At 67.5% G+C, this 21,079-nt stretch carries 20 protein-coding genes; 16 read left to right on the forward strand and 4 right to left on the reverse strand.

The genetic code is table 11. The features are described from left to right. Positions 1-33: 33 nt before the first annotated feature. From ASE22_RS08525 to tatC, 12 genes are all read left to right on the forward strand, one after another. Positions 34-1,455 (forward strand): SPOR domain-containing protein, encoded by a 1,422-nt coding sequence (locus ASE22_RS08525; RefSeq protein WP_235536240.1) that lies wholly within the window; start codon positions 34-36, stop codon positions 1,453-1,455. A gap of 140 nt (positions 1,456-1,595) precedes the next feature. Then, positions 1,596-1,832: a hypothetical protein gene (locus ASE22_RS08530; RefSeq protein ID WP_056357487.1), complete on the forward strand. Its 237-nt coding sequence runs from the start codon at positions 1,596-1,598 to the stop codon at positions 1,830-1,832. 36 nt (positions 1,833-1,868) lie between these two features. Further along, positions 1,869-3,032, forward strand: coding sequence for a deoxyguanosinetriphosphate triphosphohydrolase (locus ASE22_RS08535; RefSeq protein WP_056357491.1), 1,164 nt, complete (start codon positions 1,869-1,871; stop codon positions 3,030-3,032). After that, complete coding sequence (locus ASE22_RS08540) at positions 3,032-4,870, forward strand: M20/M25/M40 family metallo-hydrolase (protein ID WP_056357493.1); 1,839 nt, start codon at positions 3,032-3,034, stop codon at positions 4,868-4,870. The genes ASE22_RS08535 and ASE22_RS08540 overlap by 1 nt, the downstream gene beginning before the upstream one ends. 58 nt (positions 4,871-4,928) lie before the next feature. Further along, positions 4,929-6,659 carry an arginine--tRNA ligase gene (gene argS / locus ASE22_RS08545; protein WP_056357495.1) on the forward strand — a complete coding sequence of 577 codons (1,731 nt, stop codon included), beginning with the start codon at positions 4,929-4,931 and terminating at the stop codon, positions 6,657-6,659. Next, a complete protein-coding gene (locus ASE22_RS08550) occupies positions 6,659-7,459 on the forward strand; it encodes an SPOR domain-containing protein (RefSeq protein WP_056357498.1) in 801 nt (266 codons plus the stop codon). The genes argS and ASE22_RS08550 overlap by 1 nt, the downstream gene beginning before the upstream one ends. Positions 7,460-7,564: 105 nt before the next feature. Then, positions 7,565-8,578 carry a beta-N-acetylhexosaminidase gene (gene nagZ / locus ASE22_RS08555; RefSeq protein WP_056357501.1) on the forward strand — a complete coding sequence of 338 codons (1,014 nt, stop codon included), beginning with the start codon at positions 7,565-7,567 and terminating at the stop codon, positions 8,576-8,578. Positions 8,579-8,688: 110 nt separating this feature from the next. Next, the gene (locus tag ASE22_RS08560; protein ID WP_056357504.1) at positions 8,689-9,462 is read left to right on the forward strand and encodes a segregation and condensation protein A; all 774 of its coding nucleotides are present in this window, start codon (positions 8,689-8,691) and stop codon (positions 9,460-9,462) included. Then, on the forward strand, positions 9,459-10,046 hold the full coding sequence (scpB, locus tag ASE22_RS08565; RefSeq protein WP_056357507.1) for an SMC-Scp complex subunit ScpB: 588 nt from the start codon (positions 9,459-9,461) through the stop codon (positions 10,044-10,046). The genes ASE22_RS08560 and scpB overlap by 4 nt, the downstream gene beginning before the upstream one ends. Positions 10,047-10,205: 159 nt before the next feature. Continuing rightward, positions 10,206-10,463 (forward strand): twin-arginine translocase TatA/TatE family subunit, encoded by a 258-nt coding sequence (locus tag ASE22_RS08570; RefSeq protein ID WP_056357511.1) that lies wholly within the window; start codon positions 10,206-10,208, stop codon positions 10,461-10,463. 29 nt (positions 10,464-10,492) lie between these two features. Next, positions 10,493-10,906, forward strand: a complete 414-nt coding sequence (gene tatB / locus ASE22_RS08575) for a Sec-independent protein translocase protein TatB (protein ID WP_056357514.1) — start codon at positions 10,493-10,495, stop codon at positions 10,904-10,906. Then, positions 10,903-11,664, forward strand: a complete 762-nt coding sequence (gene tatC, locus ASE22_RS08580) for a twin-arginine translocase subunit TatC (protein WP_056357517.1) — start codon at positions 10,903-10,905, stop codon at positions 11,662-11,664. The genes tatB and tatC overlap by 4 nt, the downstream gene beginning before the upstream one ends. A gap of 60 nt (positions 11,665-11,724) precedes the next feature. On the opposite strand, the gene ASE22_RS08585 is transcribed toward tatC, so the two are convergent. The 3 genes from ASE22_RS08585 to ASE22_RS26155 all read right to left on the reverse strand — a co-directional run bounded on the left by ASE22_RS08585 (position 11,725) and on the right by ASE22_RS26155 (position 13,973). Beyond that, the gene (locus tag ASE22_RS08585; RefSeq protein WP_056357520.1) at positions 11,725-11,865 is read right to left on the reverse strand and encodes an entericidin A/B family lipoprotein; all 141 of its coding nucleotides are present in this window, start codon (positions 11,863-11,865) and stop codon (positions 11,725-11,727) included. A gap of 295 nt (positions 11,866-12,160) precedes the next feature. Continuing rightward, positions 12,161-13,702, reverse strand: a complete 1,542-nt coding sequence (locus ASE22_RS08590) for a sensor histidine kinase (RefSeq protein WP_056357522.1) — start codon at positions 13,700-13,702, stop codon at positions 12,161-12,163. A gap of 61 nt (positions 13,703-13,763) precedes the next feature. Next, positions 13,764-13,973: a NepR family anti-sigma factor gene (locus tag ASE22_RS26155; RefSeq protein ID WP_082545864.1), complete on the reverse strand. Its 210-nt coding sequence runs from the start codon at positions 13,971-13,973 to the stop codon at positions 13,764-13,766. Positions 13,974-14,243: 270 nt separating this feature from the next. Here ASE22_RS26155 and ASE22_RS08595 point away from each other — a divergent pair, with 270 nt between their 5' ends. Then, positions 14,244-15,038, forward strand: a complete 795-nt coding sequence (locus ASE22_RS08595; RefSeq protein WP_056357525.1) for a response regulator — start codon at positions 14,244-14,246, stop codon at positions 15,036-15,038. Positions 15,039-15,203: 165 nt separating this feature from the next. Then, a complete protein-coding gene (locus ASE22_RS08600; RefSeq protein WP_235536238.1) occupies positions 15,204-15,839 on the forward strand; it encodes a sigma-70 family RNA polymerase sigma factor in 636 nt (211 codons plus the stop codon). A gap of 112 nt (positions 15,840-15,951) precedes the next feature. Here the strand turns inward: ASE22_RS08600 and ASE22_RS08605 are convergent, their stop codons facing one another. Next, positions 15,952-16,107, reverse strand: a complete 156-nt coding sequence (locus ASE22_RS08605; RefSeq protein ID WP_156397503.1) for a hypothetical protein — start codon at positions 16,105-16,107, stop codon at positions 15,952-15,954. Positions 16,108-16,206: 99 nt separating this feature from the next. Between ASE22_RS08605 and ASE22_RS08610 the strand changes: the two genes are divergently transcribed. After that, the gene (locus ASE22_RS08610) at positions 16,207-18,897 is read left to right on the forward strand and encodes a bifunctional [glutamine synthetase] adenylyltransferase/[glutamine synthetase]-adenylyl-L-tyrosine phosphorylase (RefSeq protein ID WP_056357534.1); all 2,691 of its coding nucleotides are present in this window, start codon (positions 16,207-16,209) and stop codon (positions 18,895-18,897) included. A 228-nt stretch (positions 18,898-19,125) separates the two neighbouring features. After that, on the forward strand, positions 19,126-21,051 hold the full coding sequence (locus ASE22_RS08615) for a [glutamate--ammonia-ligase] adenylyltransferase (RefSeq protein WP_056357537.1): 1,926 nt from the start codon (positions 19,126-19,128) through the stop codon (positions 21,049-21,051). The last annotated feature ends 28 nt before the right edge of the window (positions 21,052-21,079 follow it).

The following is a 21,079-nucleotide window of genomic DNA, read 5'->3' on the forward strand; positions in this document are numbered from 1 at the left end:
GCGATATGGCGGATATCCGAGAGCGATGTGCCCATGAACAGATTTTCCCTCGTCAGCCTGCTCGCGCTGGCTTCCACCTTCCTCGTCGTCACGCCCGCCGTCGGCCAGATGGATTCGACCTCGGCCAGCGAGGAACCGTTGATCACCGACCCGATGGCGTCGGCTCGCGATGCGATGGCGCGCGGCGATCCCGCCGAGGCGCTGGCACGTTATCTGCGCGTGCTGGCGCGCGATCCCGGCGATCTCGACGCACTGTCGGGTGCCGGATCGGCGGCGCTGGCGGTCGGCGATGCCGATGCCGCCATCAATTTCTTCGTGCGGGCCGAAAAGATCTCGCCGCGCGACGGCCGCATCAAGGCAGGCCTGGGTTCAGCGCTGATCCAGAAGGAGCAACCCCGCGCTGCGCTCCGCCTGTTCGACAATGCCACCGACCTGGGCGTCCCGCCGGTCGACGTCGCGCTCGATCGCGGCCTTGCCTATGATCTCCGCGGCGACAACCGCAAGGCGCAGGCCGAATATAACCTGCTGCTCCGCACCCGCGCCGACCCCGAGGCGACCCGCCGGCTGGCGCTGTCCCTGGCGATGAGCGGCGACAAGGTCGGTGCGCTCGCGGTCCTCGACCCGCTGCTGCAGAAACGCGATATCGCGGCCTGGCGCGCGCGCGCTTTCGTGCTGGCGATGACCGGTGACGCGCCCGGTGCCGAATCGGCCGCTTATGCGGTGCTGCCGCGCTATCAGGCGGATGCACTCAAGCCCTTCCTGTCGCGCCTGCCCGCGCTCAAGGCTGCCGAGAAGGCCGCAGCCGTCCATTTCGGCCATTTCCCCGAGGACAAGGTCCCGATGGAAATGGCGCAGGTCAGTCCCGTCCCCTCGTCCAAGGGTTCGCCCATGTCGGTCACGGCCCCGGCCGCGACATCGTCTTCGACCCGTCCGCGCTTCGACGGCAACGGCCGACTCGTGCTGAAGGCCGATACGAGCACCGCCAAGGCGGGTTCGTCGACGCCGGCCGCAGCCAGCAGCGCCGGCGATACGCCCTCGCCGCAACAGGCCGTCGCGGAACAGAAGGCCGCCGACGAGCGCAGCCTGGCCGAGGACCGCCGCGCCGCCCAGCGCAAGGCGGCCGCCGAAAAGGCCGCCGCCGAGAAGAAGGCCAAGGCACAGGAAATGGCCAAGGCCCGCAAGGCCAGCCCCGAGCGCTATTGGGTCCAGATCGCCAGCGGCGCCTACAAGCCCGATCTCGACAAGGAGTGGAGCAAGCAGAAGAGCAGCCATGGCAAGCTGCTGGCGGGCAAGACCCCGTGGACCACGCCCTACAAGGCGACCAACAGGCTGCTGATCGGCCCTTTCCCGAGCAAGGAAGCCGCCCAGGACTATGTCAACGACGCCCGCGCCGGCGGACTGAGCAGCTTTCCCGTCACCACCTCTCCTGGACAGAAGGTGGAACGGATCGATTAAACCGCCCGATGTTCGCGTGAAGGCCACGCGATTCATCGGAAGCGAGGCAAAGCCCCCGAGGCGGATCGGCGCTCTCGCCACAAGACTGTCATACAGACGTAACAGCCATGCCGCATCAGCGTCACCGAATCGGAGACGCCATGACCCGCCTGCTCGCTGCCGCCCTGCTGTTCCTTGCCGCCCAACCCGCGCTCGCGGTTCCCGGCCAGCCGCGGCTTCCCGTGGAGAAGTCCCCGCCGGTCGATCGCATCTACCCGGAATTGGCGATCGAGGGCGAAGGCTGGCGCGGGCTGCTTCCGATCATGCTGATGAACGTCGAGCAGGCCACCCGCGCGCGGACGGCGGGCGCCGCCGATACGAGCCGCGAGACAAGATAGTCGACTTGGGCCGCGCGGTCGGCCATCACGGCGCCGATGCCGACGCTTGCTCCCTACGCTTCCGATCCCTCCCGCAGCCGGGGCCGCTTCCACATATTGGGCGGCGGCGAGACGCGCGGGCCGCGCGATGCCTTCCAGCGCGATCGCGACCGGATCATCCATTCGATCAGCTTCCGCCGCCTGCGCCACAAGACCCAGGTGTTCGTCGCGCCCGATGGCGACCATTACCGCGTCCGGCTGACCCACAGCCTGGAGGTCGCGCAGATCGGCCGCACCGTCGCCCGCGCGCTCGGCCTCAACGAGGATCTCACCGAGGCGCTGTGCCTGGGCCACGACATCGGCCATCCGCCGTTCGGCCATGCCGGTGAGGAAGCGCTCCAGACCGCGATGGCCGGGGCGGGCGGCTTCGACCACAATGCCCATACGCTGCGGATACTGACCCGGCTCGATTCCCCCTATCCCGCGCATGACGGGCTCAATCTGAGCTGGGAAACGCTGGAGGGGCTCGCCAAGCATAACGGCCCGGTGCGCAAGCGGACCTGGGCAATGGCGGAGGTCGACGGCGAATGGCCGCTCGACCTCGACAGCTGGGCGGGCGCGGAGGCGCAGGTCGCGGCTCTGGCCGACGACATCGCCTATGACAATCACGATATCGACGACGGCGTGCGCGCGGGACTGCTGACGCTCGAACAGGTGCTCGAGGATTCGCTGATCCGGTCGAACTGGGATCGCGTCCGCGCGCGCTATCCCGATGTCGCGCCGGCCCGGCTGATCGGCGAACTGGTGCGCGAGCAGATCGGCTGCATGGTCAACGACCTGCTCGACGAGAGCCGCCGCCGGCTCGACGAGGCCGCCCCCCGTTCGGTCGAGGACGTTCGCGCGGCGGGCCGGCCGCTGATCGGCTTTTCGGAGCCGATGGCCGCACGCGAAAAGGCGCTGACGCGTTTCATGTACGCCAATCTCTACCACCATCCGCAACAGCTCGACATCGCCGTGCGGATGGGTTCGGTCATTGCCGGGCTGGCTGCCGCCTACAAGGCCGATCCCCGGCTGATGCCGGACAAGTGGCGCGAGACCCTGCCCGCCGACGAGCCCGGCCTTACTCGCCATATCGGCGACTTCATCGCTGGAATGACCGATCGCTACGCCCTGTCCCGCTATCGGGATCTCGTCGGACCCATCTCCACCGAAGGCTTCTGATGCATCGGACGATCGCCCTGGTAGCTGCCGTTGCCGGCGCCCTGATCTGGGCGATCATCGCGGTGTTGCCCCCCGCCCCGCGCGGTGCCGATGCGCCGCTGGACGCTTTTTCGGCTGGACGGGCCTTCGCCGACGTTGCGGCGATCAGCCAGGCACCGCGACCGGTCGGATCGCCGGGCCATGCGCGGACCCTCGCTTATCTGACCGCCCGGCTGCACGGCCTGGGCGCCGAGGTGAGCGAACAGGCCGTGCCGCTGAAGGGCAAGTCGCTGGCACGGCTGCACCAATGGAGCGGCCGCCCCGAAAAGGGAGTCGTCGCGCGCAACCTCATCGGCGTCATTCCGGGCAGGGACCGGGCGAAACCGGCGCTGATGCTGATGGCGCATCATGACAGCGTGTGGGGATCGCCGGGTGCCGGCGACGATGCGATGGCCGTCGCCGCGGCGCTGGAAGTCGCGCGCGCGATCGGCGCGCGAGGGCGGCCGGAACGCGACCTGATCCTGCTGTTCACCGACAGCGAGGAGATCGGGCTCGACGGCTCGATCGCCTTTTTCGACAGGCATCCGCTCGCACGGCGGACCGGCGCGATCATCAACATGGAGGCGCGCGGCGCTGGCGGCCGCGCCAACATGTTCGAGACGGGCCCGGGCAACGGCGCGATGATGCGACTCTATGCCGACCAAGTCGATCGCCCGGCCACCAATTCGCTGTCGGTGCTGATCTACGACCTGATGCCCAATTACACCGACTATACGATCGCCAAGCGCAAGGGCATCGCCGGTTTCAACCTGGCGGTGCTGGACCGCGGCTATGCCTATCACTCGCCGCTGGCGACGGTGGCGGCACTCGATCCGGCATCGCTGCAGGACATGGGCGACCAGGCGCTGGCGCTGGCCTCCGCGCTCGCCTTCGCGACCGAAATGCCGGCGCGCAGCGAGAATGCCGCCTTCTCCGATCTGCTCGGCCGGGTCACGATCGTCTACCCGGCCAGCACGGGATGGGCGCTGCTGGCGATCGCGGCGGCGCTGATCGGGCTGGCCCTGAGGCGCCATCGCCCCTCCTTCGGCCGGGTCGGCGGCGGCGCGGTCCTGGTCGGCGCGATCCTGCTGCACGGTGCCCTGCTGCTGACCGCCATCAACGCCCTGTCGGGCAGCGGCGGCGCCAATTATTACGACCGGCTCGCCGCGCTTCCCCGGCTGGAGACGATCGCGGGCCTGCTCGTCGCCGCGCTCCTGCTGCTGGTTCCGCTGGCCCGCCGCACCGAACCGCCGATGCTGGCCATCGCGCCAGCCATGGCGGTGATGTGGGCGGGCGTCTTCTGCGACGGACCGCTGGTGACGCTGCTGCCGCTCGGTATCTCCGCGATGCTCGCCGCATGGTTCCTGCCCGACGAGGAGGAGGGCGGACCCGTCGCCGCGATCCTGCTCCTGCTGCTCGCCGGCATCGTCGTCCAGGCGTTGCAGCCCACCGCCGGGCCGCTGTTCCACTGGCCGCTGCTGCTCGGCGCGGTCGCGTTGGCGGCGCGGGCCTGGCTGCCCGCACGGGCGGGGCTGGCGACGACCGCGCTCTGCATGGCGACCGGCGTCGGCCATCTGCTGGCGCAGGCGCACTTCATCTTCCTCGGCATCGGTGCCGAGCTTCCGGCGGTAATGATGGTCCTGCTGTTCGCCGGCCTGCCGCTGATCCTGCCGTTGCTGCCCCGCGCCGTGCCGCGCTGGATTCCGGCGGGGGCGTTGGCGGCGGCCCTGATCGTCGCGCTCTGGGTGCGGCTCGATCCGATAGCACCCTCGATTCCCGTCTACAGCCTGTCCGAGGGCGGCAAGAAAACAAGGGACTGACCTTTTCCATTCCATCCGCTAAGGCGACGCTCCACCATTTCTTCCCGCGGATTTTGCCTTGACCACGCTCTACGCCAGCTTTGCCGACCGGATCGATACCGTCCTCGACGACCTCGAGGGCAGCGGCGCGCTGCCCGCCGGCCTCGATCGACGGAATGTCACGGTCGAGCCGCCGCGCGATCCGGCGCATGGCGACCTTGCCACCAATGCGGCGATGGTGCTGGCGAAACCCGCGGGCACCAACCCCCGTGCGCTGGCCGAACTGATCGTGCCCAAGCTGGCCGCCCTGCCCGAGATCGCGAGCGCCGAGGTGGCGGGCCCCGGCTTCATCAACGTGCGCCTGACCGAGCAAAGCTGGCGCGACGAGCTGGCCGGCATCCTGTCCGCGGGCGCCGACTACGGCCGCTCGACGCTCGGCGAGGGCAAGGTCGTGAACGTCGAATATGTCTCGGCCAACCCGACCGGGCCGATGCACATGGGCCATTGCCGCGGTGCCGTGGTCGGCGACGCTCTAGCGGCGCTGCTGGAGTTTGCCGGCTACGACGTCACCCGCGAATATTATGTCAACGACGCCGGCGCGCAGGTGCAGACGCTCGCCCGGTCGGCGCATCTGCGCTACCGCGAGGCGCTCGGCGAGACGGTCGAGATTCCCGAGGGCTTCTATCCGGGCGACTATCTGGTCCCGATCGGCCGGGCACTCGCCGCCGAATTCGGCGACGCCTATGTCGGCGAGCCCGAGAGCGACTGGCTCGACATGTTCCGCGAGAAGACCGTCGCGGCGATGATGGACATGATCCGCGCCGACCTCGCCCTGCTCGGCATCGAGCATGCGGTGTTCGCATCCGAGGCGGCGGTCCAGAAGGCGGGCCGGGTCGATGCGGCGCTCGATCGGCTACGCGCCGAGGGCCTCGTCTACGAAGGCACGCTCGAGCCGCCCAAGGGCGAGCTTCCCGACGACTGGGAACCGACCGAGATGACCCTGTTCAGGGCGACCGCCTTCGGGGACGACAGCGACCGGCCGGTGAAGAAGTCGGACGGCGGGCTGACCTATTTCGGCACCGACCTCGCCTATCATGCGCAGAAGGCCGAGAAGGCCGACATGCTGATCGACATCTGGGGCGCCGATCATGCTGGCACCGTCAAGCGGATCAAGGCGGCGGTGCAGGCGCTGACGGGCGGCAAGGTCGCGTTCGACGTGAAGCTGGTCCAGATGGTCCGGCTGCTGCGCGGCGGCGAGCCGGTCAAGATGTCGAAGCGCTCGGGCAGCTTCGTCACCCTTGCCGACGTGGTCCGCGAGGTGGGCAAGGACGTCGTCCGCTTCACCATGCTGACCCGCAAGGCCGACGCGCAGATGGATTTCGACTTCGCCAAGGTGGTCGAGGCGTCGAAGGACAATCCGGTCTTCTACGTCCAGTATGCCCATGCGCGCGGCCGTTCGCTGCACCGCCGCGCGGCGGAGGCGGGTATCGACCTGGCTCCGGCCGCCGACCTGACCCTGCTCGATGCGGAGGAGTTGGCGTTGGTCAAGTTCGCGGCGCAGTTCCCGCGGATCGTCGAGGGCGCGGCGCAGGCACACGAGCCGCACCGGATCGCCTTCTACCTCTACGATCTCGCGGCGACGTTCCACGCATTGTGGAACCGGGGCAACGACGACCCGGCCCGTCGCTTCCTGCTCTCCGACAGGCCCGAAATGACGCGGGCCCGTCTGGCGCTCAGCGACGCGATCGGGCAGATTATCCGCAATGGTCTCGGCGTCATGGGCGTCACCGCTGCGGAGGAGATGCAGTAATGACCGATTATTCGCGCGACAGGCTCGGTCCCCAGGACGAGGACCGCCTGCCGTGGCTCGAACCGGTCGAGGAAGAGTTCGACGAAGGCGGCGTCAGCACCGGCCGGCTGATCATCTGGCTGGTCGCGGCGCTGATGCTGGTCGCGCTGCTCATCGGCGGCTATTTCTGGCTGCGCGGCGGTGACCGGGCGACTTCGGGCGACGGTGCGCTGATCAAGGCGCCCGACAGCTATTACAAGGAACGGCCCGGCGAGACCTCGGCCCCGGTCGGCGAGGACGAAATCGTCTACAGCGCCAGCAAGGGCAACGAGGTCGAAAGCGTGATCGACACCAGCGGCGCGGCGGAAACGCCGGTCAATATCGATCGGCCGCGCGCCGAGGCGCCGGTCGCGACGACGGCGATCCCGCCCTCCGCATCGGCCAAGACGCCCGCCGCCCCTACCGCCGGACCGGCCGTTCCCAAGCCGCTGCCCACCGTCGAGCAGCCCCTCGCGAAGCAGGCGGCCAAGGCGCCCGAATCGAAGCCAGCCCCGCCCAAGGTCGCGGCGACGCCCGCTCCCGAACCGGCCTCGGGCGGATCGATGGTCCAGCTGGGCGCCTTTTCGAGCCAGGCGAAGGCCAATGCGGCGTGGAAGACGCTGTCCGGCCGCTTCTCCTTCCTGTCGAGCCTCACCCAGTCGGTGGTGCCGGTGCAGTCGGGCGACAAGACGCTCTACCGGCTGCGCGCCAGCGGCGGCAATGCCGGCGACATCTGCCGCCGGCTGAAGACCGCGGGCGAGAGCTGCTCGGTGATCGGATAAAACACGTCGTTCCGGCGAAGCCGGGTCTCGTGAGCAGCGCGGCGCGTGAGCCTCCTGAGACCCCGGCCTGCGCCGGCTGACGGACCAACAGGGAAACCCGCGACGATGACGCCCTTGTTCCTCGGCATGGCCGGAACCACGCTTTCCGACGTCGAGCGCGGCTTCTTCCGCGACCTCGATCCGGCCGGCTACATCCTGTTCAAGCGCAACGTCGCCGATCGTGCGCAGCTTCGCGCTCTGACCGATGCGCTGCGCGAGATCGCGGGCCGCGACGACCTGCCGATCCTGATCGACCAGGAGGGCGGCCGCGTCGCGCGGATGCAGCCGCCCGAGTGGCCGGCCTTCCCCAAGGCCGAACTGTTCGACCGACTCTACGACATCGCGCCGATGACCGCGATCGAAGCCGCCCGCCACAATGCCCGTGCGATCGCCGCCACCCTGGCCGAAGTCGGCATCACCGTCGATTGCCTGCCGCTGCTCGACGTCCGCCAGCCGGGTGCGCACGACATCATCGGCGACCGCGCGCTGGGCGCCGAACCGATGCGGGTCGCGGCGATGGGCCGTGCCGTGATCGAGGGTCTTCGCGACGGCGGCGTGGTCGGCGTCGTCAAGCATATCCCGGGGCATGGCCGGGCGATGGCCGACAGCCATGTCGAACTGCCCGTCGTCGAGGCGGACGACGATGCGCTGGAAACCGATCTCGAACCATTCGCCGCCCTTAACGACGCACCGATGGCGATGACCGCGCACGTCGTCTACCCGGCCTGGGATGGCGAACAATGCGCCAGCCTGTCGGCCAAGGTTATAGGGGGGATCATCCGCGGCCGGATCGGCTTCGACGGGCTGTTGATGTCGGACGACCTCGGCATGCACGCGCTGACCGGCGATTTCGGCGAACGCGCGGCGGGCGTGCTCGCCGCCGGCTGCGACATCGCCCTTCACTGTTCGGGCGACATGGCCGAGATGGAGGCGATCGCCGCCGCGGTCGGCGCGATCGACGAGTTGGCCAAGGCCCGCCTCGACCGGGCGATGGCGACCGTCGCTGGGGCGAGACCGGATAGATCGGCCGAGGAATCGATCGCGAAGCGCGACGCACTGATGGCGGTGCTGCCCGCCTGATGACCGCGCCTCCTTTCATGCCAGCGTAAGCCGACGCGACGATCCTGATGGAAGGCCGCGCGATCCGGATGACTGTTCCCATCCTTCTGGAATCCTGATTTACTCCGCTTATGGGGGACGACGAGGACAATTTCGACCTGCCGCTGTCGGAAGCGCACGCCGATGGGGTGCTGACGCTCGACATCGACGGCTGGGAAGGACCGCTCGACCTGCTGCTCAGCCTCGCCCGCGCGCAAAAGGTCGACCTCGCGAAGATATCGATCCTCGCCCTGACCGAGCAATATCTGGCCTTCATCGACGGTGCCAAGGCGCTGAAGCTGGAGATCGCGGCCGATTATCTGGTGATGGCGGCCTGGCTCGCCTATCTCAAATCCTGCCTGCTGCTTCCGAAGGATCCCGAGGTCGAACCCAGCCCCGAGGAACTGGCGCTGCGTCTCCAGCTGCGCCTTCAGCGGCTGCAGGCGATGCGCGAGGCCGGGGCCCGGCTGATGGGGCGCGACCGGATCGGCCGCGACGTGTTTGCGCGGGGTGCGCCCGAAGGGCTGAAGGTCGTGCGCAAGCCCGCCTGGGATGCCAGCCTCTACGACCTGATCTCGGCTTATGGCATGGTCCGCGCCCGCGCCGAGGAGACCGTTCATATCGTTCAGCGGCGTCCGGTGATGACCCTCGACCAAGCGATCGAGCGGGTGTCGATGATGGTCGGCGCGGTAATCGACTGGACCAGCCTCGAGGCCTTCCTGCCTCCGGGCGCGTCGGGCGAATATCGGCGCTCGGCGCTGGCATCCAGTTTCCTCGCCGCGCTCGAACTGGCCCGGCAGGGCCGTGTCTCGCTGCAGCAGGAAGCCGCCTTCGCTCCGCTCATGCTCCGGAGCGCCACGGCATGATCGACGAACCCGACGACCTGCTCCGCGCCCTCGAAGCCGCACTGTTCGCAGCCGAGGGGCCGATGAGCCCGGCCGAGCTGATGACGGTGATCGGCGCCGACGGGCTGGGCGACGCCCTCCCCCGGCTGGCTGCGCTCTATGCCGGGCGGGGCATCGAGTTGGTCGAGCGCGGCGGCCGCTGGCATTTCCAGACCGCGGCCGATCTCGCCCATATCCTCCGCCGCACCCGCGAGGAGCCCCGCAAGCTGAGCCGGGCCGGCATCGAGACGCTCGCGATCATCGCCTATCACGAACCCGTCAGCCGCGCCGAGATCGAGGCGATCCGGGGCGTGCAGATATCGAAGGGCACGCTGGACGTGCTGCTGGAGGCGAGCTGGATTCGTCCCGCCGGACGGCGCGAGACGCCGGGCCGGCCGCTCCTCTATGCGACGACGCCGAGCTTCCTCACCCATTTCGGCCTGTCCAGCCGCAGGGACCTGCCGGGGATCGCCGATCTCAAGGCCGCCGGCCTGCTGGATCCGGTCGACCTCGCTTTCGAACAATATCAGATGGAAACCGGGAGCGATTCCGAAGAGGAGGAATGACGGCGTTTGCGCGGCCCTTGGGGCGTTCGGCCGTCACCATCCCGTCACACTCGGGCCTCATGGAGCGCTATCCGTTCCCGCCGACGGCTCCGATGATCCGCAAGGCCCGTTGCGGATGGAGTGGTCAGGCCCTAAATGACCCCATCAAGGAGATTCCCCATGGGTAGCATGAGCATCTGGCATTGGCTCGTCGTCGGCGTCCTCGTATTGCTGTTGTTCGGCAAGGGTCGCTTTTCCGACATGATGGGCGACGTCGCCAAGGGCATCAAAAGCTTCAAGAAGGGCATGACGGAAGAGGACGAAGCGACTCCGCCGGCTCCGCAGCAACCGACGGCCCGCCTTCAGCAGCAGCCCCCGCTCGAGCCGAACCCCGACGCCCGGCTTCAACCTATGCAGGACGATCGGCCCAAGAGCTGATCCTCGCGAGGCCACCGGCGCCATAAGCGATGTTGGACGTCGCCCCCACCGAACTGCTGCTCGTCGCGCTCGTCGCGCTCGTGGTCATTGGACCCAAGGACTTGCCGCGGGCGATGCGCTTCGTCGGCCAGTGGGTTGCCCGCGCGCGCGGCGTCGCGCGGCATTTCCGCTCCGGCATCGACGAGATGATCCGCCAGGCCGAACTCGAGGAAATGGAAAAGAAATGGGCGGCCGAAAATGAGCGCATCATGCGCGAGCATCCGCCCCAGCCGCAGATGATCGAGGGCGAGATGCTGCCGCTCGCCGCGCCTGCGGAACATGCGCCGCCTCGCCAAGATCCCGGTGACGGAGCGCCGCCGCAAGGCGGGCCGGGCGATCTTTCGTCCGCTCCCGCCGGCCCCGACCAGCCGGTCCTGCCGCTCGTCGCACCCCGACAACCATGAACGATATCGACGAGAGCCGCGCACCGCTGCTCGATCATCTCCTCGAACTGCGTCGCCGCCTGCTGATGGCCGCGGCAGCACTCGCGGTGGCGTTCGGCATCTGCCTCTATTTCGCGCGCCCGATCTTCGCCTTCCTCGTCCAGCCGCTGCTGCGCGCCGGCCAGGGCAAGCTGATCTACACCCAGATCTTCGAAGCCTTCTTCGTCGAGATCAAGGTGGCCTTCTTCGCGGCGATGATGCTGTCCTTCCCGGTCATCGCCAACCAGGTCTGGCAATTCGTGGCCCCCGGACTCTACCGCAACGAGCGGAGGGCACTGCTGCCCTTCATCTTTGCGACACCGGTGCTGTTCCTGTCGGGGGCCGCGCTCGCCTATTATGTCGCCATTCCGGTCGCGTTGCACTTCCTGCTCGGCTTCCAGGGCAATCTGGGCGGCGTCCAGCAGGAAGCCCTGCCCGGCGTCGGCAACTATCTGTCCTTCGTGATGCAGTTCCTGTTCGGTTTCGGCCTGTCCTTCCTTTTGCCGGTGCTGTTGATGCTGCTCGAACGGGCCGGGGTCGTTACCCGCAAGCAACTGGTCGGTGCCCGGCGCTATGCGATCGTCGGCGCCTTCGCGATCGCGGCGGTGCTGACCCCGCCTGATGTCGGCTCGCAGTTACTGCTCGCGGTGCCGCTCGTCGTCCTCTACGAATTGGCGCTGATCGGCATCTGGTTTACGGAGCGACGCCGCAAGGCCGAAGAAAAGCCCGAGACGGTCTGACCGTCCCGGGCTGTTCCATGAATAAGGTCGCCGCCCGTCGGCGGCTATCGTAGCGAACGGTTATTTGGAATCGTCGGCGGCGTCGCTGACTGCCCGGCCGGCTGACGAGACATCCTGGCCCGCGCCTTCGACCGTATTGCACGCCGCGACGGCGAGAAGCGAGAGACTGACAAAGGCGACGGCGATGGTGCGTTTGAACATGGCGAACCTTCCTGCATGATCTGAAACTTCCTTGGCGGAAGTTGCGTCGGATCAATGCTTGCTGGGCGGCTTTGTTCCCGACCTGTAATAGATCGGACGACGCTCTTTTTGCGATTTCAAGGGGTTGCCCAAAAAGTTGGGCCCGGACGCATTTACGGGGGGGATAATGCGACCGGGCCCTTGTCAAGCGGATAGCGGGAGCGGGGGGGGCAAAGCATCGCTATCCGAACAAAAAACGGCCCGCCGCTTCCCGGGTTCCAACCCTCGCGAAATTTTTTCCGCCTTCCGCTAGCCCCTAGGAATGGACGCTGATCTGGATCTCGAAACGGCCGGTCCGCAGGTCCTGGGTCAGCGGCGCGCGGAACTGGCGTGCGATGCCGGTCACCACCCGTTCGAAGCGGCCGATGGCGGGATAATTGTCGAGCGCACCTTCGGCCATGCCCACCGTCTCGATCCGCAGGTTGGCGCGATCGGGCAGGTCGGTCGCCTCGAGCGAGATCAGCACCGAGCCCTGCGGATTGCAGTGCATCAGCAGTTCGACGACCTCGGTGATCAGGAAGGCGGTCGGCACGGCGACATCCTGCGTCACATAGACATCGACCAGGTTGAGGGCGATGGGCATGCCGGCGGCGGCGGCGGGCGCCGATGCCCTGAGCGAGGTCGCCAGTTCCCCGGCCAGCGCGCGCACCGATACGCCTCTGTTCTCCTCCAGCTCGGCATAGTGGTTGCGGTGGACGACGGCGAGCGCATCGACCCGACGCTGGATCGCGCCATAGGCATCGGCGACCGCACCTTCGGCCCCGCGGGCATGCAGATTGATCAGGCTGGAGACGACCTGCAGATTGTTCTTCACGCGATGATGAACCTCGCGGGTCAGGCGGGTCTGACGGGCAAGGCCATCCTCCAGTTCCTGCTCATGATCGTGGATCCGCGCCGCGACGGCGGAGAAACTTTCGGCGAGGTCGCGGATCTCATGGCTAGGCGTCGTGAGCCGTGGCAGGCGCAGGGGCGTGCGACTACCCTGCCAGGCGTCGATCGACCGTTTCAGCTGGCTGAGCGGGAGCAGCAGCAGCCGGTTGACGATCAGCCATCCCGTGAAGGCGGCGGTGGCCCACATCAGCAGCGGCAGCAGGACCACCAGCACCGTGCGGGCCCGAGCCGGCGCCAGCCGATATTCGGCGATGAGCGCGAGGCGTCCGTCGGCCAGCGGCTGCGACAGGCGCATTATGTCCTTTTCCGCCGTGTCGCCCAGATCGATGAGCACGACCCGGGCGTCGCCCTGTCGAAGGATCATCCTGTTGAGCGGCAGCCCGCCGCCCGCGCCGAGGGTGAGGCGGATGGTATCCAGCGGGATGTCTGCTTCGAACAGCAGGCTGCCGTCCGGGCGGGCCGAGGTGAAGCGGAAGGCCCTGCGCTCGACATCAAGCCAGACATGGTCGACGCTGGGATCGACCGCAGCGATCCTGTCGATCGGCTTGCCGTAGGACTGGCAGATTTTGCGCTTCAGCCCATCGAACACCGCGATCGGCGGCCGGCCGCTGCGGTTGAAACGCGCCTGGCGCGCGATTGCCGTGCAAAGGTAAGAGGCTGGCTGCTCGCTGGCGACCGGCGCCCGAACGGCGTTGAAGCCTTGATCGAGTACCGCGTCTATCCGCGTGGCATAGAAGGCCGTGGTCGTCTGGGCCGCCGTCCGCTGTTCGATCGAGGCCGAGCGCGCCAGGTCGAGCGAGGTCAGCAGGGCAATGAATCCCAACGGCAGCATGGCCGCCGACAGAATCAGCAGCATCTTCGTGCCGGTGGAGAGATGGGCGAAAGAGAGTTTGGCCGGCTGCTTCATTCGCGAGCGCGATTCGTCCCTTCGGCCCGACCCGTCCAAAAGGGGACTGCCGAGGGCATGATCAATCTAGCTTGTTCAGCAGATCCAGGAATTCGGCCGGAATGGCTTCATCGACCGTCTGGGAATAGACAGAACGCAATGCCGCACCGACCGACGCGTCTCGCGTAGGATCGCTCTTACGCTTCCTGGTCGCTTTGCTGCCACCGGTGTCGTTTGCCGGCTTGCCCGACTGTTCATGATTAGCCAACCGGCCCACGCCCCTGAGCTGCATTTTGTTGTCCACACTCTCCAATGTAACGGCTTTCAGACACCGCCGCGCTTGGATCGACCCGGATGCGTATCATTTTACACGGTCTGGTAAAACGGGCATCAAGCATGAAACAAAAAACTCTTCCGTTGGTTCCATAACAGGAATGTCTCTTTTTACACATTCGCCAACGGAAGCCCTGGGTGACTTCCGCAATACCGGTGGGGCTGCTATCTCCCTGCCCGTGTGGCGGCAGTACACCCGCAGCAATGAATCCAGGGAGTTTTGATACCCATGTCGCTCGGCCAGAAACTTGCTCCCCATTTGCCTTTCCTGCGTCGCTACGCCCGGGCGCTCACCGGCAGCCAGAGCCATGGAGACAATTATGTGCGGGCCGCGCTCGAGGCGATCGTCGCTTCGCCCGACGACTTCCCCAGCGACGTCGACGTCCGCGTCGGGCTTTACCGCACCTTCCAGGCGATCTGGAATTCGACCAATTACGACGAGATGGAGTCTCCGACCGCAGATGCCGAACGCGAGGCGATAGCCCAGGCCCGGCTCAACACCATCACGCCGCTCTCGCGCCAGGCCCTGTTGTTGACCGCGATGGAGGGATTCACCGTCGCGGACACCGCCTATCTCATCGAGACGACCCCTGAGGAGGTGGAATCGCTGGTTGCCGACGCGATCGCGGAGATCGATCGGCAGACCCGGACCGACGTGCTGATCATCGAGGACGAACCGATCATCGCGATGGACCTGGAGACGATCGTTCGCGATCTCGGCCATGCGGTCAGCGGCGTCGCCGTGACGCGCGACGAGGCGGTCGCGCAGGCCCATGCCCACCGGCCCGGCCTCGTCCTCGCCGACATCCAGCTCGCCGACGACAGCTCGGGCATCGACGCGGTGAAGGACATCCTGGCCGAGTTCAGCGTGCCGGTGATCTTCATCACCGCCTTCCCCGAACGCCTCCTTACCGGCGAGCGGCCTGAACCCACCTTCCTGATCACCAAGCCGTTCCAGCGATCGACGGTGAAAGCCGCGATCAGCCAGGCGCTGTTTTTCGACGCGGCCACGATCGAAGCCTGAAGAAAGTCGTTTCGCTCACGGTCTTGTTGGAACCGCCCTGTCGGGCGATCGTTGGGGTTCGGGAATGGACGGCATGCGTCGTCCCGCCTGGACAACGGGGATCGGATGGCAGCACTCGCCCGTGCCGCGATGGCAGCAGACGCTTCAGCTGGGGTAGCAGATCATATGGATGACGAGGAGCAGGAGCTCGACGGCGTCGAGGCGCCGCGAGGCGAACTCATCGCCCTGTCCGACGACGAGTTCAAGGACGAGCTTTCGCGGGTAATCCCTCATCTCCGCGCCTTCGGGCGGTCGCTCTCGGGCAACCGCGATCTGGCCGACGATCTCGTCCAGGAGACGCTGATGAAGGCCTGGGCGGCGCGCAAGCGCTTCCAGGCGGGCACCAACATGCGCGCATGGACCTTCATCATCCTGCGCAACCTGTTCCTGTCGCAGATGCGCCGCGCCCGTTTCCGCGGCGAATGGGACGAGCATACGGCGAACAAGCTGCTGGCGGCCCCTGCCTCGCAGGACCGCCATATCGAACTCGCCGATATGCAACGCGCCCTGATGCACCTGCCCCAGCCGCAGCGCGAGGCGCTGATCCTCGTGGGTGCCGGCGGCTTCGCCTATGAGGAAGCCGCCGAAATCTGCGGCTGCGCGGTGGGAACCATCAAGAGCCGGGTCGCCCGTGGCCGCGCCGCGCTCGAGCAGCTTCTCGACCAGGGCCAGTTGCCGTCTCGCCGCGAGCACAAGACCGATCCGTCGACGACCACGCTCCAGCAGATCATGGCCGACGTCGACCTTCTCAGCAAGGAATAGGCTCAGCAAGGAATAGGAAATCGGGGGCGGCCTGTAGGCCGCCTCTTTCCATGAACGCCGTTTTGGGGCCGTCGCGGTCGCCGGACGCATCCCAAAGCTGTCCGCTCCCGTTTTACTTGGCGTCGAGCTTCGACAGTAGACCCATCATTTCATCGGGCAGACCGTAGCTGTCAGGACCATAAGCGAGCCGCAGGGCGTTGCCGATGCCTTCATAGCGCTGCGGCGCCTGAACCGTCCGCGAGGGACGCAACCGCGCCTGCGAGGTCATATGCGAGGGCGTCCGCTTTTCCATGACTAACATAACGCAATAGACTCGGCATGTTTCCCAATGTTGCGCTCCCGTTCAAATTGCCTATGCGATGAAGCAATGGTCACGCACGTCGATAAGCATATTTTTTCCAATGCGTTGGAAAGGATAAGGGAATTTTCGCCTTTCCTGTCGGGTCTCTCCGGCCGTTTTCCCGCCATCGTGGCGGCTGTACGGGACGAAGGGCTGGACCGCGCGATCCGCGACGGGCTCGCCGCCGAGCAATCCGACGATATCGGCAAGATGCTGCGCCGACAGCGGCAGATAGTGTCGCTGGCCACGGCCTTGGCCGATCTGACGGGCATCGCGACGTTGGAAGAGGTTGTCGCGCATCTGTCGGCGTTCGCCGATCACGCGCTCGATACCGCGGTCCGCGCCGCCATAGTCGAGCGCACGCCTGACGCCGCACCGCGCGGTTTCGCGGCTCTGGCGCTGGGCAAGCATGGTAGCCGGGAGCTCAACTATTCGTCCGACATAGACCCGATTCTGATCTTCGATCCCGCGACCCTGCCGCATCGACCGCGTGAGGAACCAGTCGAGGCCGCGGTCCGCATCGCCCGGCGGGTCGTCGAGCTGCTGCAGTCGCGCGACGAGCATGGCTATGTTTTCCGGGTCGACCTGCGGCTACGTCCCTCCCCGGAGGTTTCGCCGCTCGCCCTGCCCATCGATGCCGCGCTCAGCTATTATGAATCGGCGGCGCTGCCCTGGGAGCGGGCCGCCTTCATCCGCGCTCGCGCGGCCGCCGGCGACACGGCACTGGGGCAGGATTTCCTCGACGCAATCCGGCCGTTCGTCTGGCGCCGCTCGGTCGATTTCGGCGCCGTGCGCGAGATCAGACAGATTTCCCGCCGCATCCGCGACCATTATTCGCAGGGACAGGTGCTCGGGCCCGGCTACGACCTGAAGCGCGGCCGCGGCGGCATCCGCGAGGTCGAGTTCTTCACCCAGATCCACCAGCTGATCCATGGTGGACGGGAGCCGCAGCTGCGCGCGCCCGCGACGCTCGACGCGCTGCGCGCTCTCAGCGAGGCGGGGCGGATCGAACCGGCGGTCGCCGCCGATCTGGCCGAAGCCTACCGGCTCTACCGCACCGTAGAGCATCGGCTGCAGATGGTCGACGATCAGCAGACCCATCGGCTACCGAAGCAGATCGAGGCGCTCGACAATGTCGCGCGGCTGCACGGCCTCGACGATGGCCGGGCGCTGGTCGAGCTGCTGCGCCCACATGTCGACCGGGTCGGGTCGGTCTATGATGGCCTCGACAATGACGGCGAGGCGCGGCTTCCGGTCCAGCCCGACCAGCTCGAAACCGCATTGCAGCAGGCGGGCTTCGCCGATCCCCGCGCCGCCCGGTTGCGGATCGAGGTGATGCGCGACGGCAAGAGCCGCTCGCTAAGGACCCCGGTGGCGCAGGAAGCGCTCGAAGCGATGCTGCCGACCCTGATCGCGGCGCTGGGCAAGGCACCCGAACCACAGGACGCACTCAACCGCTTCGAGGACCTCGTCGCCGGCTTGCCCAGCGCGATCAATCTGTTCCGCCTGCTCCAGGCCCGCCCCGCCCTCGCCCGCGCCCTTATCGACGTGCTGAGCCACGCGCCGACGCTGTCCCAGGCGCTGGGCCGGCGTCCCGCCCTGCTCGACGGACTGATCGACGCGACCGCACTGGCGGCGCCGCCCGCCCAGGAGGAGCTGATCGTCGAGTTCCGCGATGGCGAGCGCAGCGACAGTTACGAACAACTGCTCGACAGCGTCCGCCAGCGCGTCGGCGAACGGCGATTCGCCCTCGGTGTCCAACTGATCGAGGCAGTGTCAGATCCGCTCGACGTCGCACAAGGCTATGCGCGGGTGGCCGAAGCGGCTCTCGCCGTGCTCACCGACGCGACCGTCGCCGAGTTCGAGGAGAATCACGGCAGGGTACCGGGCGGGGAACTGCTGATCGTGGCGCTGGGCCGGCTGGGCGGCGGTGCGCTGACCCATGCTTCCGACCTCGACATCGTCTATCTGTTCAGCGGCGGCTTCATGGCCGAATCGGACGGCCCCAGGCCGCTGGGCGCCACCACCTATTTCAACCGGCTGGCGCAGCGCGTGTCAGCCGCCATGTCGGTACCGACCGCGGCGGGCCCGCTCTACGAGGTCGACACGCGGCTGCGGCCGTCGGGCACCCAGGGGCCGCTGGCCGTGTCGGTCGAAGGTTTCGCCCAATATCAGCGCGAGAGCGCCTGGACCTGGGAGCATATGGCGCTGACCCGCGCGCGGACGATCTTCGGATCGCCACCCGCCCGCGCCGAGGTCGACGCGATCATCGCCGAGGCGCTCGGCCGCGAGCGCGATCCGACCGTATTGCTGGCCGACGTGGTCAAGATGCGGAGCGAAGTCGCCCGCCACAAGCCGCCGTCCAGTCCCTTCGACGTCAAGCTTATCGACGGCGGCCTGGTCGACGCGGAGTTCACGGTGCACCTGCTCCAGCTGCGCCATCGCGTCGGTTTCGATCCGCGGCTGCGCACCGCGATGCGTCTACTCGTCGACCAGGGGCTGCTCGATCCGGCACTGATCCCCGCGCATGAGCTGCTGACCCGGATGCTCGTCACCCTGCGGCTGGTCTCCCCCGCATCGACCGCGCCGCCGGAGGCGTCGCGGGCGCTGGTCGCACGTACCTGCGGACAGGAGGATTGGCCGTCCCTGGTTAAGGCCTATGAAACCGCACGCGGACTGATCGGCGGCGAGTGGAGAAGGGTGTCGTCCGCGGGCTGATTGAAAAATCGCCTGTAAACAGGGGATCGTTGCGTCCCCGGCATCGAAATTCGGGACAATATGGTACCCGGATTTTAACCAGTCTCACGCACCCGAGCTTAAAGACTCGCTGCTATTCCCAACATCATTGAAGTGTGTGTTGCGTAGCGTGAGAAAATCGATGGTCGTATTCATCGACGGGCGCCCCTGCGTATCGGGGCGCCCCCTTTTCCTCGACCGGGTGCGGTCATGAGGCACGAACCCACCATCCGGGTATCGGCCCCCCATGTCGCCGAACCCGCCGCCGACCGCGGCCCCGGTTCGGCCCAGTTGCTCGCCGAACTGGAGCGCCGCTGTCTCGGCCTGAGAACCCAGCCGGGCGCCGGGCGGATCGATGCCCTGTTCGCAAGACTCGACGCGTTCGCGGTCCAGGCCGCCGACCTGATCGCCAAGCTGGCCGATCCCGCCGCCTTGTCGCCGTCGGCCCGCCGGTGCTTCGAGCGCGCGCATGCCGATCTCGGCGAGGCGTTCGGCGACGTCGAACGGCTGCTGACGCTCCCCACGAGGCTCGGCATCCCGACCGCCTGCTTCAGCGAGGACATGCTGGCCGCGACCGCGATGATAGCGATGCTGGCCCCGGTCCGCGCCGATGCCGATCGCCTGCACGAGACCCTGTCGCGCGAGATGCGCGCGCTGCTCCATCCCGACACGGACGATGCGCTCGAGGCCCGGCTGGTCGATTCGGGCTTCGCCGACCCGCTGCGCGCCGCGCGCCGAATGCGCGGCTGGCAACAGGAGACGTCGACCGATCGGGCCGAAAGCGATGCGCTCGACGCACTGCTGCCCGCCATGATCGACGCGCTCGAACGCTATCAGGACCCCGATACCGCCCTGGCCGCCTTCGACGAGATCGTCGGCCGCCTGCCCGCCGACATCGCCCTGTTCGCGCCGCTCCGGGCCAGGCCCGCGCTGTTGCGGTCGCTGCTCGGACTGCTCGGCCATGCGCCGGATCTGGCGCGTCACCTGATCGCCCAGCCCGCGCTGATCCGCCGGCTGATCGATGGCAGCGCATTCATACCGCTGTCCCCGCCTGCCGATCTCGACACCGAGTTCGGCCATTTGATCGGCGCCGACGACCGGCAGGCGGGCCATCTGCGCATCGCCCAGGCAATCGACGCCCACCGCTTCGGCCTCGGCCTGCGGCTGATCGAGCGGAAGGCCGATCCGCTCGATATCGCCGCAGCGCACGGCTATCTCGCCGAAGCGGGCCTGCGGACCATGGCCGACGACGCGCTCTCGCGCATGCGCGAGAAACACGGCGTCGTGCCGGGGTCGGAACTGGTCGTTCTCGCGCTGGGCCGCTTTGGCGGCGGCGCGCTGACCGGCCGGTCCGACCTCGATATCGTCTACCTGTTCACCGGCAATCACCGCGTGCAGAGCGACGGCCACAAGCCACTCGACGCCAATGAATATTATTGCCGGGTCGCGCAACAGATCACCAACGCGATGGCGACCGTGACGACCATGGGGCCCCTGTACGAGATCGACACGCGGCTGCGCCCTTGGGGCGCGAAGGGGCTGCTCGCCTGTTCGGTCGAGAGTTTCGAGCGCTATCATTTCGAAAGCGCCTGGACCTGGGAGCATATGGCGCTGACCCGCGCGCGGCCGGTCTACGGATCGGATGCCGCACGCAAGGCGGTCAAGGCGATCGTCGGGCGCCGCCTGCGCCAGCCACGCGACGGCAACGGCTTGCTGCTCGATGCCGTCAAGATGCGGCGCGACATCGCCCGCCACAAGCCGCCGCAGGGGCCGTTCGACGTCAAGCTGGTACGCGGCGGGCTGGTCGACCTCGAGTTCGCCGTCCATGTGAACCAGCTCGGCCGCCATGTCGGCATCCATCCCCACCTGCGCACCGCGATCCGCGCCCAGGTCAAGGCCGGGCTGCTCGATCCGGCCGTGGCCGGCGCGCATGAGACGCTGACGCGGCTGCTGGTGGTGCTGCGCCTGCTGTCGCCGCACGGCCGGGAGCCCGCGCCCCAGCAGCGGTCGACGATTGCCCGCGCCTGCGGCTACGACCATTGGGAGCGGCTCGAGGCCGATTATGGCGCCGCCCGCGTCATCGTCCAGGAAAGCTGGCAGGCCACGGTCGCGCGGGCGATGACCGGGGGCGGTTGAAGTCGGCCTTCGCATCGGCTTAAGGGTC

Origin of the sequence: Sphingomonas sp. Root720, assembly GCF_001428605.1 — a bacterium.
Taxonomy (GTDB): Bacteria; Pseudomonadota; Alphaproteobacteria; order Sphingomonadales; family Sphingomonadaceae; genus Rhizorhabdus.